A 12,528-nucleotide genomic window follows, 5' to 3' on the forward strand; every position below is an offset into this window, starting at 1 on the left:
AGTAATATTTAGTACTATTGTAAGCCTATAATGATTTATCATGTTTATTTAAAATTGTAAAAAAATTAATGCCGATGCTACGTCACAGAAGGTAAAAAAACACTTAAACTTGTTAATTTCTTTTAGAAGTAATCTATTAACTATAGGTTTCTTTTACTTTGGTATTTCAAATTTTCATAAAGATAATAACCATTTTTTCAAGAAATTTCAGTTTTTAATCAAAAGTGAAGTTGATTATATAATATAGTTTTGTATAGTCATAACTCTTATGCATTGTTTATTACTATAAATAATTTGATAATCATTAAATCAGATATGAAAGATATGTATATACTTAGCATACTATTTAGCAATAAAAATTAGTTGTAATTAAATTTGCTTGATTGAGAAAATATTTAGAACTTTATTTAAAGATAGGTAGAGCAAGAGTCGATAGATTAGCGATATCTGATTTCCAATTTTGTAGCGTTGTAATTATAATTTTCTATTTCATATATTGTTTTTTACCTATACTATAAAAGTTAGAAATTGCTTTTGAATCAATTTCATAAAGCAAAAAACATATGGAAGAAGGAAATGCACGAATTGCGATTAGTACTTATTGTTGTTGGCGCACTAGCTATAATTGGTTTATTAGTGCATGGTTTTTCAACGAAAAAAGGGACTCGTATTAGATTTTATAATCGGTCAATCATCAATTTGAGTAATACAACTAAAAAGAAAGGGAAAGGAACAGTTTTATCACAAGTACATAATACTAATCATAAATCTAAAGTAAAAAAACCTAATGCTTCAAAATCGTTGGAGTTAAGTCCATCTGTAGAAACTATTCAAAATACTCCTTTTTCAGATATTCTTAATACTCCATCTGTTCAAGATACCTCAGAATCTGATGTTGAGGTAATTATTATAAATGTTCACTCTCTTGGTGATAAACCTTTCATTGGTAGAACACTATTTGCAAGCATAGAAAGGAATGGTCTCTTGTATGGTGATATGGATATTTTCCATCGTTATTCCGATTTATCTAAGAATAGTAAGTCATTGTTTAGTGTTGCTAACATGATAAAACCAGGAACATTTAAGAACGTTGACTTCAATACTTTTAAGACTCCTGGACTTTCTTTTTTTATGACTTTGCCTTGTTTTTGGGAAGCACATCAAAATTTTAAACTCATGCTAAAAACTGCTCAGCAAGTTGCTGATGACTTAGGGGGTAACGTATTAGATGATTCACGCAACTTAATGACTCCAGACCGTTTGCTAGCTTATAGAAAGCAAATTCAAGATTTCAAAATTACAATGCAAGCTAAATAGTAATTATTTCTAGTATTTATTTTTGTTTAGAGAAGTTATTTTAAACTTAGAGTAATTTATGTCTCAATCAATAAAATCTAAATTAATTCGATTAAAAAAAGCCTTACACCATCATTCCTTATGTTATCACTTAAAAGATTCTCCTGAAATTTCGGATGCTGAGTATGATTTTTTAATGCAAGAGCTTTTAAATATTGAAAAAAAAAATCCTAACTTAATCACTATAGATTCTCCTAGTCAAAGAGTTGGTTCTCCAGAATTAAATAAATTTAATAAAACAATACATGAAATAGAGATGTTATCTTTAGAAAATGTTTTTAATGAACAAGGACTTAATAGGTTCAATAATCGTTTTCGTGATAAATTTCTTAGTGTAGAAAATTATTGTTGTGAACCAAAAATAGATGGATTAGCAGTAAGTTTATTATATAAAGATGGGATCTTAATTCAAGGTTCAACAAGAGGGAACGGGAAAGTTGGTGAAAATATCACTGAAAATGTCCGAACTATTTCTGAAATTCCTTTAAGACTTAATGGCAATAATTGGCCCTATAGATTAGAAGTTCGTGGTGAAGTTTTTATGAAAAAATCAGGCTTTAAAAAGCTAAATGAAGATGCTGTTCAACAAGGTAAAAAGATTTTTATTAATGCACGTAATGCAGCATCAGGTAGTCTACGTCAGTTAGATTCTAGAATAACAGCTAATCGTCCACTTAGTTTTTATGTTTATGGTGTTGGAGTTATCGAAGGTAGAAGATTATCAAATAGTCACTATCAACGTTTTTTTCAACTTAAGGAATGGGGATTGCCTATCTGTTCTGAAGTACGTCTGATAAATTCTTTAGTTTCGGTAAAAGCTTACTATCAAGATATTTTATATCGTCGGAAAAATCTATCTTATGAAATTGATGGTATTGTTATTAAAATTGATAATATTAAGTTACAAGAGAAATTAGGGAATATTGCTCGTTCGCCACGTTGGGCAATTGCTTATAAATTTCCAGCACAGGAAAAGGTAACATTATTAATCGATATTGAATTTAAGGTTAGTCGAATTGGTACCATTACACCAATTGCTAAATTAGAGCCTGTATTTGTTGGTGGTGTGATGATAAAAAGTGCAACGCTGCATAATATTAATGAAATAATTCGATTGAAAATAAAAATAGGAGATACAGTGGTGATACGACGAGCAGGGGATGTTATCCCTCAGATTGTTTCTGTTGTATTTGAATGTCGTACAAACAAAGAGAAAGATATTGAATTTCCTGTATTTTGTCCAATTTGTGACTCAAAACTTGAACACTTAGAGGGTGGAGCTATTTGTTGTACTGCTGGATTAGCATGTTATGCTCAGCGTGAGGAATTGTTGAAACATTTTGTATCTAGAAAAGCAATGAATATTTATGGTCTTGGTGGTACCCTAATTGCAAAACTTGTTAATAAAGAAATAATTAAAAATCCAGCTGATTTATTTAAACTTTCAAAGGAAATAATTACTAGTTTAGATAACATGGGAGAAAAGTCTGCGATAAATATAATAACAGCGATAGAAAAATCAAAAAAGACCTCTTTAATCCGTTTCATATATGCATTAGGTATTAGAAAAGTAGGGGAAGGAACTGCTAGAATTTTAGTCAAAAATTTCTTTACTTTAGAAAAAATTCAAGTAGCATCGAATGAAATGTTGCTAAAGGTTCCTGGTATCGGTTCTGCAATTGCGAGTTCTATTGTAGTTTTTTTTGCACAAAACGAAAATCAACAGGTTATAAAAGAGTTAATTAAATTAGGTGTGACCTGGCCAGAAGTGGAATTGCAAACAGATAATAAGTTAAAATTAAAAAAAATAAACAAGCAACTTGTTGTAATTACTGGTTTTTTTTATAATTGCTCTCGTAAAAAAATAATATATGCTTTAGAAAAACATGGAATGCTTGTAAAACATACTATTTCTAAGAAAACTGATATATTATTTGTTGGTCAATCACCTAGTTCTAATAAATTGATCAAGGCTAGAAAATTAGGGATACAAATTAAAACTGAACAAGACCTTCTAAAAATTATCCAGTTTAATAACTTTTCAGATTAAAAATGCATATCTATTAATAATAAATAGTAGTTGTTATTTCTTTGTATTCAATATGAATTTTCTGTTACCATCTAATTCCAAGTTATGAAAAAATAATATTTAGAAAATCTTCAGTTCAGAGTTTTTCATTTATTGTTTTTTTGGATAAGTTTTTGGAGTTCACCTTTTTGAAACATTTCTAACATGATATCATAACCTCCGATTAATTTACCTTGAATCCATAATTGTGGGAAAGTAGGCCATTTTGCGTAAGAAGGAAGCAAAGAACGGATATCTGGATTTTGAAGAACGTTTACATGTGAAAATTTTCCTCCACATGCTATCAATATTTCAGATGCCTTAGAAGAAAAACCACATGCTGGAAATTCCGGAGAGCCTTTCATGTAGAGAAGTATTGAATTTGTTGAAATTTGTTGTTTGATTTTTTCGATAGTTTCCATTATTTTCTCTTGTTATTAATTAATTCCTTTAAACAGGTTCATATATAATTTAGTAATTGTTTTAATATAGAAAAAAATACATTATAATCAAAGAAATTCAAATACTAAACATACTATTTCGAAATATAATAACAAAGTACACTGGAGAATTAAACTATGGTATTTAAATTACCGGATCTTCCTTATGAAAAAAAATCTTTGGAACCATATATTTCATCTGAAACGTTAGATTTTCATCATGGAAAACATCATAATACTTATGTAACTAAACTCAACGCTCTTATTTCTGGTACTGAATTTGAGAATAAAACTTTGGAAGAAATAATACAAAATTCTTCTGGTAGTGTTTTTAATAATGCAGCTCAAATTTGGAATCATACATTTTATTGGCACTGTCTAGCACCAAAAGCAGGAGGACAACCGACAGGTTTTTTAGCGAATTCTATCGTTACTACTTTTGGTTCTTTTAAAAAATTTAAACAGGAATTTACTGAATCCGCTATTAATAATTTTGGCTCATCATGGACTTGGTTAGTGAGCAAAACAGATGGTTCTTTAAAGATTATTAATACGTCTAATGCCTTAACTCCATTAAAAGAAAAGGAGACTACTCCGATTTTAACTGTAGATTTGTGGGAGCATGCTTACTATATTGATTATAGAAATGTTCGTTTAGATTATATGAATGCTTTTTGGGCTTTAGTCAACTGGAATTTTGTCGAAAAAAAATTAATTGGTTAATATTTTATCAGGAATAATAGCTCTAGAGCTTTAATATACTACTATAAGATTCATATTTTAAATACAATACTAAATTTCAAGGACAGTTTAGATCTAAACTGTCCTTGAAATTATCGGGTATTTTTCTCATTTATCAGGTTTAGTAACTGGAGAATAAGATTGATTGCTAGCTGTATGGCCTCCTGCACCTTTAGATTGAGAAGGTATAGAAGAAAAACTATTGCTAATAGTTCTTTTAATTTCTTTCTGCTCTCTGAAAAAAATTTGATTTGTACTAGATGTGTTATTTAATTTTTTAGATTTAATTGTTCTTTTATATTGATTTTTATTAGTTTGATTAAAATATATTTTATAACACAACATTATTTTTCCCATAGCTATTTCTGGTGATGAGACTCCACCAAAATATAGGCATCTCTCTTTAGCAAATAAGTTTGTTTGATATTGTTTCTGTTTGTTTTTTTCTGTATTTTTTTTACTTAAGTTCTTACGATGTTCTTTTTCTGAAGTCATCTTTCTTTCTGCTTGAGATTTTATATGGTTGAGATTAGATTCTAGAGTCCTCCTTGGTTTCTTTTCTGTAAATACAGAGGTTTTATTACCATCATGATAATAATTATTGCGATGCTCCTGTTTAAATTTTCGATTTGTTTGTTTTTTTTCTTTATTAGATATTCCTTGTTTATCACGTGTTACTAATTGATGTTTTTTATCTTCCTGTTTATTACGATAACGTTGTTCTTTTGTTTTGCTTTTAGATTGATTTTTTTTAGTATTAGAAAATAATACATTGTTAAATAGTAAAAAAATCCGATATATTATATTCATTCCATTTTTTTTATTTTTAGATGATTCTTTTTCAGATTTTTTTATTGTTTTGATTGGTAAAATAAAATTTGATTGGATAGTGTTTTCAACATTGGGTTCCTGTATCTCAGCATGCTTGAATATGTCAAGTTTTTTCGGAACTAAGTATGATGGAAGATCACATGTTTCTCCATCACGTAAACGAATAACTTTAAAATTAGGGGTTTCCATATTTGAATTAGGTATTGCTATAATTTTAACTTTTTGATTTTTTTCGATATAATTTATTGAGGAGCGTTTTTCATTTAAAAGATAAGATGCTATAGGTATTGGAACAATAGTCAACACTTCTTCAGTATTTCTCTTCATAGCTTCTTCTTCAATTAATCTAAGAACAGATAGTGCTAAAGATTCATTATCACGAATAACTCCAGTACCTGTACAACGTGGGCAAACATGATGACTTGCCTCAGCTAATGAAGAGCTTAGACGTTGACGAGACATTTCTAGTAAACCAAAACGAGAAATTCTACCAACCTGAACACGAGCACGATCTAGGCGAACAGCATCACGTAAATGATATTCTATCGCACGTTGGTTGCGCAAAAGCATCATATCAATAAAATCAATTACAAGTAACCCCCCTAAATCACGTAAACGTAATTGCCTTGCAATTTCTCCTACAGCTTCTAAATTGGTATTTAATGCTGTTTCTTCAATATCGTTTCCTTTAGTTGAGCGAGCTGAATTAATATCAATAGCAGTCAGTGCTTCTGTTGTATCAATAATAATTGATCCCCCAGAAGGTAGTTGAACTTCATGTTGGAATGCTGATTCAATTTGACTTTCGATTTGATAGTAGCTAAATAAAGGAATTTCACCTTTATATTTTTTTATTCGATTAACAAAATCAGGTCGGACCAGTCGAATATATTCTAAAGCACGTTTATAGACAGTATTACTATCAATTAAAATTTCACTGATATCGTGACGTAAATAATCTCGAATAGCTCGAACTATTACATTACTTTCTTGGTGAACTAAAAATGGAGTAGGATTTGAACAAAAAGATTGTTTGATTGATCCCCAGTGATTTAGTAGAATATTTAGATCTAATTCAAGTTCTTCCACACTTTTCCCTACACCTGCAGTACGTACGATTAATCCCATTCCTTTTGGCAGGTTAAGCGTATTGAGGGCTGTTTTAAGTTGAGTACGTTCATTTCCTTCTATTCTTCTTGAAATTCCACCAGCACGGGGATTATTTGGCATTAAAACTAAATAACTGCCTGCTAGAGAAATAAATGTGGTTAAAGCAGCTCCTTTATTACCGCGTTCTTCTTTTTCTATCTGTACAATAATTTTTTGGTTTTCAGAAAGAATCTCTTTAATACTTGGCTTACCACGATAAATATAATCATCTGGAAAATATTCACGAGCAATCTCTTTTAGTGGAAGGAAGCCTTGTCTCTCTAAACCATAATCTACAAAAGCAGCTTCTAAGCTAGGTTCAACTCTGGTAATGCGTCCTTTATATATATTTGCTTTTTTAGATTCATAACCTGGACTTTCAATATCTAAATCAAATAGTCGTTGGCCATCAACCAGTGCAACGCGTAATTCTTCTTTTTGAGTTGCGTTGATTAACATTCTTTTCATTTAAAAATCTCATTATCTTTTTTATATTTAATGCTTTTACTCGTTTATTATCTTTACAATATTGGAATTCCTCTATTTAGAAGAGATGCCATAAATATGAAAAAATTTATACTTCAAACGACAGTGCTTGTTTTTCAAATTAGTTTAGGAAAAGTCAATATAAATATATTATGATGACTACGAATTAAGCAAGATGACTAAGTTTGATTATATTTTACGTTATTCTTGAGACCACAACACTAAATGTTTTATTATTTGGTATTTTTATAAACTATCAATTTTTAATCAGATTTAACCACCGATCATAGCAGTGTTTTAAAGCAATAGGAATCTACCCTATTATAAATAGAAACTAGCAGTACAATACAATGGTACACTTGAAAGGCAGGCCGATCCTATATTTTATTTCCTATTTTGTAAAGATAATTATACAAATAAAATCTACAGGTGAATACAGAAAATGAAAGTTCAATTTATTAAAATTGATAATAATAGAATTAGTCAACGTATAGATAATTTTTTGTGTAATTATTTTAAAAAAATTCCAAAAAGCACAATTTATAGAATTATTAGGAAAGGAGAAGTTCGTGTTAATAAAAAAAGAATTAAACCTAAATATAAATTACAGATAAATGATTTAATACGTATTCCTCCTATTAGGAGTGAAAAACAAAATTCGAAGTTTACAATTAGTAACTTAAATGAGATTAAAAAATTAAAATCTCATCTTCTTTTAGAAGATGATCACATTATGGTTCTTAATAAGCCTTCAGGAACAGCTGTTCATGGCGGTAGTGGACTGAGTTTTGGTATTATAGAATCACTAAGAGCATTATATCTTAATCTTTCTTTTTTAGAATTAGTTCATCGTATTGATAGAGATACTTCTGGTATTTTATTAATTGCTAAAAAACGTTCTGCTTTACGTAGTTTACAAGAACAATTTAGACAAAAAACCGTTAAGAAATTTTATTCTGCATTAATGATGGGGAAATGGGATACTAACTGCAAGATAGTAAATGCACCATTGTTAAAAAATAAAGGTAATGGAGTTGTTCATGTTGATATTCAAGGTAAACCATCCAAGACTCATTTTAAAATTATAGAGCAGTTTTCCAAAGCTACTTTAATACAAGCAACTCCAATCACTGGAAGAACTCATCAAATTCGTGTTCACAGCCAATATGTTGGACATCCAATTGCTTTCGACAGTAAGTATGGTTCACTATCTTTTAATTCTTACATAAATACAATTGGTTTGGATCGTTTGTTTCTTCATGCTTCTAGAATTCTTTTTATTCATCCAAAAACTAAACAGTGGTTAGAAATTAATGCACCGATGGAAGATAAGCTTAAAATAGTTTTGAGAAATTTAAGGAAATTAGATCAAAATAGTAGAATATCAATATTAGATAGGGTGTAGTAGTTTCTTGTTTCATTAAACAATCCTAATGATGTAGGAATCCTTTAGGTTTGATAATATTAAGTTAATTGAGAAATTGATAACTTTTATACTAATGATGGTTATTTGTCTAAATTGCTATTAAACTGATAAGCGAAATTATTAATACAATCTGGATATTTGATAATGCTAAATTTACTAACTTTTTATATCTATTTAGTAGATTATTAAATGAGGAGAAATATTAAAGGATGATGCAGTTATATTTATAGGATTTTAGATTACTAACTATGATTTTTATTTTTACTAAAAAACTAGAAATATACTAATGGAACGTAAAAAATGAAAGTAGGTTTAATAGGATGGCGTGGAATGGTTGGATCAGTATTGATGCAGCGCATGAAAGAAGAAGGAGATTTCCATTTTATTGAGCCTATACTTTATAGTACATCAAAAATTACTATCTCTCCTTCTAGTTTTTATAAACAGTTTGGCTCAGTAAAAGATGCATTTGATTTTGATAGCTTAAAAAAGCTAGATAGCATTGTTACTTGTCAAGGTAATGATTATACAGAGAAAGTATATAAAGTACTTCGTCAGTCCGGTTGGAAAGGATATTGGATTGATGCTGCATCTACTCTACGTATGGATAAAAATTCAATCATTGTCTTAGATCCAATTAATTTAATTCAAATTCAGCAAGGTATTTATTCTGGTATTAAGACATTTGTAGGTGCTAACTGCACAGTTAGTTTAATGTTAATGGCATTAGGTGGTTTATATGAAAAAAGGATGATTGACTGGATAAGTTGCATGACTTACCAAGCTGCATCTGGAGCAGGAGCTAAGAATATGAAAGAACTACTTTTACAAATGATTGCAGTGACTGATCAGATTACTTCAGAGGATATTAATCTAACGAGTTCAATTTTAGATGTTGATAAAAAAATTTTAGAGATTATTCGTTCATCTTCATTTCCTACTAAAGAATTTCATGTTCCGCTTGCTGTTTCATTGATTCCTTGGATTGGAATGAATTGTAACAATGGACAAAGTAAAGAAGAATGGAAGATAGCTAGAGAAACCAACAAAATTTTAGATTTACAAATGTCTCCTATAAAGATAGATGGTACTTGTGTTCGAATAGGTTCTATGCGTTGTCATGCTCAAGCTTTAACTATTAAATTGAAACAAAATGTTCCGTTAGATGAAATTGAGGAGATTATTTCAACCCATAATGATTGGGTTAAAGTAATTCCAAATGAGCCTGATATAACTGCTAAAGAACTTACTCCCGCTAAAATTTCAGGAACTATGTCAATTCCTGTAGGTCGGTTACGTAAGATGTCAATAGGTAAAAATTTTTTAAATGCATTTACTGTTGGAGATCAATTATTATGGGGTGCTGCTGAAGTATTGCGAAGAACATTAAGAATTATTTTATCTGAAAATAATTTTATTTAAACTAAACTTACTAATCAGAAATAATAAATCTAGGAATTAATATTCTGTAAGAGCTGCCCTTATTTCTATCATATCATAACCAAAGACATCTCCTCGATTGAATATAGTAAAGTGTTCTATGTAATCTGGATTATGTATAACTAAAGTTATTGTATTTTTAGATTTAAGTTATCTAGTAAGATGTGAAGAGAAGATTTCATTTATATAAATTAATTAAGATGAACTTTATTAAGTAATGATTCAAATAAATTCACTTTATCTCTTACTATATCAATACTTTGTTGCCAAAATTGTTTTTCAGATAGATCCATATTTAAATGTTTTTTAACTAAATTCTCTACTGTCATGTTTCCAGTGTCTTTTAAGAGATGGATATAATCTTGATTAAATCCATCTCTTTTTTCATTGAATTTTGAATATAGATTATTGCTAAATAAATATCCAAATAGATATGGATAATTATAAAAACTTATTTCAGAAATACTAAAATGTAATTTACTTGCCCAAAAATAAGGATCAGGTTCGCTCATTGAATCTCCATACCATTTTTTCCAATATTTGGTCATTAAAATGCACAGTTGTTGTGCAGTTAATTCTCTTTTTTTTCGTTGTTGGTAAAAAGCATCTTCAAATTCAAATCTCATTGGAATATTAATCATTAGTCCATAACAAGCAGAAAGTTCTTCCCATAACATTTCAAGTTTTATCTTATTACTTTGCGCATGCGTAAACAGGTAATCCCGAACAATGTTTTCAGAAAAAATAGAAGCTGTTTCTGCCAATGTCATTGGATAGTTGGTTTTACACAACGGCATATCACGCATAACCCAGCTATGAAAAGCATGTCCGAGTTCATGAGATAATGTGATTAAATCTGAGAGACTACCTCCCCAGGTCATAAAAATAAGTGGAGAACGGCTTGAAGCAAGTTGAGTAGAGTAAGCTCCTAAGCGTCTATTATCGCTTGGTTTTGCATCAATCCAGCCATTAATAATCATAGTCTCAACAAATTCTGCCATTTCTAAGCTAATTTCTCTAAAAGCGTTTTTGATTAGTTCAATAGCTTCATTAAAGGAGTAAACTTTTTTTTCATATTCATAATAGGCATTGATGCAAGATAATTCCATGGTTTCATAGTATCTAAACCATGAACTTTTGCCATTAATTTCCCAGCTTTTTGTCCAATTTTTCGATTGTTTTTTGTAATTAACATCATTGTATCTAGTGTTTTTCTAGAGATTAAATTTTCATGTAAGCTATGATCCAAATGGTGAATATTTCTTACTATTGAACGTTTTTTATATTCTACGTGCCTCCAACCAGCTAAGGCATTTAAAATTGAAGCTAAACTTTCTTTATGTGTTATCATCGTATCTTGTATTGCCAGCCAAGCGGATTTTTGTTTTTCAAAATCATTACTATAAAGAATACTTACAGCATTAGATAATCCCATTTTTTCTGTGTTACCATCATTAAATTTTAATGTTACTTGTATTGAAGCAGTTAAATTATCATATAACCTCCCCCAAGCATCTCTTCCATTTACTTGCATAGCTAGAAGAAGTTGTTCTTCAGATATTGGTAGTTGAATATCTGCTTGTTTTCGTAACCGATTAATTTGAAATGTTTGACCTGAAATATTATTATTTTGATGATTTAAAACTTCTTTTATAAATTTTTCATTTTCATTAATTAGAATATTTTTATATGGTTCAAAAGATTGTGATAATTTTGAGCTTAAAGTTGCAATATAATCCGATATAGCTTTAGCTTTTTCATGAGTAGAATCAACAGAAATATAACAGTTAGAGAATGTATCAATTGTTTCTACAATTTTTTTGCTGATTCTAAGTTTTGTATAGCATTTTGCATCGTAAATACAGTATTGCGCTTACCAACATGAAGTTGTAGCATTTTTATGTATTCTTCAATAAGTTCGATATCTTTAAAGATTTTTTCATCACTTAATCCATTATAGCTAATAGAAAGATCCCAAGTTGGTATTTTCATTATCGAATCCCTACTTCTGAATGATAGATGCTAAGTTAGCTGGATGATAATAAATTGATTTTATTATTTTATTTTTGAGAATAATTTGATTGTTTTTTATAAAATCTTCAGAACATTTAGCAATAATATAATTATCTTTAGGTATACCAATTAATTTTATGCCTTGTTTTTTATAAAATGCTTTAGTATCCAGGTATTCTTTTTTATTTCGACATGCTTTACTCATATTGCTTAGATGCACTTCATTCCAGCAAGGAAGAAATTGTATGCCAAGATTAATTGATACGCTCAACAATAAATCAATTAAATAATTGATTGTTAAGTTATCTTTTATTTTAGATTGACCCAGGTGAACTAAACGCCCAACTAAAACGTATACGATATCAATAATGGCATCTGCCTGTTCAATTTTATTTTCAGCTTGTGCAAGCTCTGTTAATTCCTCAATAGCAAGAGAATTATGCAATTTATCAGATTTTTCATCTAAGGTTAATGGTTTTGAAACTGGCAGATCAAAGGTTTTACGAAATTCAATTATATCAAGATAAAGATGATCAAAAATATTCTGGTTTAATTTAGACAATTCCATTTTTTGATTT

General features: G+C 29.2%; 8 protein-coding genes and 1 pseudogene. 5 read left to right on the top strand and 4 right to left on the bottom strand.

The genetic code is table 11. The features are described 5' to 3' along the window. Positions 1-576: 576 nt before the first annotated feature. Positions 577-1,317, top strand: coding sequence for a cell division protein ZipA (gene zipA / locus O1U_RS03515; RefSeq protein WP_034411116.1), 741 nt, complete (start codon positions 577-579; stop codon positions 1,315-1,317). 58 nt (positions 1,318-1,375) lie between these two features. Further along, positions 1,376-3,406 carry an NAD-dependent DNA ligase LigA gene (gene ligA / locus O1U_RS03520; protein WP_016504025.1) on the top strand — a complete coding sequence of 677 codons (2,031 nt, stop codon included), beginning with the start codon at positions 1,376-1,378 and terminating at the stop codon, positions 3,404-3,406. Between the two features lie 125 nt (positions 3,407-3,531). Here ligA and grxD read toward each other — a convergent pair whose 3' ends face one another. Continuing rightward, positions 3,532-3,846 carry a Grx4 family monothiol glutaredoxin gene (gene grxD, locus O1U_RS03525; RefSeq protein WP_016504026.1) on the bottom strand — a complete coding sequence of 105 codons (315 nt, stop codon included), beginning with the start codon at positions 3,844-3,846 and terminating at the stop codon, positions 3,532-3,534. Between the two features lie 156 nt (positions 3,847-4,002). Here grxD and O1U_RS03530 point away from each other — a divergent pair, with 156 nt between their 5' ends. Continuing rightward, positions 4,003-4,587, top strand: a complete 585-nt coding sequence (locus O1U_RS03530) for a Fe-Mn family superoxide dismutase (RefSeq protein WP_016504027.1) — start codon at positions 4,003-4,005, stop codon at positions 4,585-4,587. A 126-nt stretch (positions 4,588-4,713) separates the two neighbouring features. Here O1U_RS03530 and rne read toward each other — a convergent pair whose 3' ends face one another. Beyond that, positions 4,714-7,053, bottom strand: a complete 2,340-nt coding sequence (rne, locus tag O1U_RS03535) for a ribonuclease E (RefSeq protein ID WP_016504028.1) — start codon at positions 7,051-7,053, stop codon at positions 4,714-4,716. Positions 7,054-7,513: 460 nt separating this feature from the next. Between rne and rluC the strand changes: the two genes are divergently transcribed. Together rluC and asd are read left to right on the top strand one after the other, a co-directional pair. Then, the gene (gene rluC, locus O1U_RS03540) at positions 7,514-8,476 is read left to right on the top strand and encodes a 23S rRNA pseudouridine(955/2504/2580) synthase RluC (RefSeq protein WP_016504029.1); all 963 of its coding nucleotides are present in this window, start codon (positions 7,514-7,516) and stop codon (positions 8,474-8,476) included. A 321-nt stretch (positions 8,477-8,797) separates the two neighbouring features. Then, entirely contained in the window at positions 8,798-9,919 is a 1,122-nt protein-coding gene (asd, locus tag O1U_RS03545) for an aspartate-semialdehyde dehydrogenase (RefSeq protein WP_016504030.1), read from the top strand. A 209-nt stretch (positions 9,920-10,128) separates the two neighbouring features. Here asd and O1U_RS03550 read toward each other — a convergent pair. Continuing rightward, a pseudogene (locus O1U_RS03550) lies at positions 10,129-11,929 on the bottom strand (M3 family oligoendopeptidase). A gap of 10 nt (positions 11,930-11,939) precedes the next feature. Beyond that, complete coding sequence (locus tag O1U_RS03555) at positions 11,940-12,518, bottom strand: nucleoside triphosphate pyrophosphohydrolase family protein (protein ID WP_016504032.1); 579 nt, start codon at positions 12,516-12,518, stop codon at positions 11,940-11,942. Positions 12,519-12,528 lie beyond the last annotated feature (10 nt).

The organism is Candidatus Photodesmus katoptron Akat1 (genome assembly GCF_000478685.1).
GTDB lineage: Bacteria > Pseudomonadota > Gammaproteobacteria > Enterobacterales > Vibrionaceae > Vibrio > Vibrio anomalopis.

Coding starts and splice junctions, on each gene's coding strand:
- asd (WP_016504030.1), top strand. CDS start 8,798: ATGAAAGTAGGTTTAATAGGATGGCGTGGAATGGTTGGATCAGTATTG.
- grxD (WP_016504026.1), bottom strand. CDS start 3,846: ATGGAAACTATCGAAAAAATCAAACAACAAATTTCAACAAATTCAATA.
- rne (WP_016504028.1), bottom strand. CDS start 7,053: ATGAAAAGAATGTTAATCAACGCAACTCAAAAAGAAGAATTACGCGTT.
- O1U_RS03555 (WP_016504032.1), bottom strand. CDS start 12,518: ATGGAATTGTCTAAATTAAACCAGAATATTTTTGATCATCTTTATCTT.
- O1U_RS03530 (WP_016504027.1), top strand. CDS start 4,003: ATGGTATTTAAATTACCGGATCTTCCTTATGAAAAAAAATCTTTGGAA.
- zipA (WP_034411116.1), top strand. CDS start 577: ATGCACGAATTGCGATTAGTACTTATTGTTGTTGGCGCACTAGCTATA.
- rluC (WP_016504029.1), top strand. CDS start 7,514: ATGAAAGTTCAATTTATTAAAATTGATAATAATAGAATTAGTCAACGT.
- ligA (WP_016504025.1), top strand. CDS start 1,376: ATGTCTCAATCAATAAAATCTAAATTAATTCGATTAAAAAAAGCCTTA.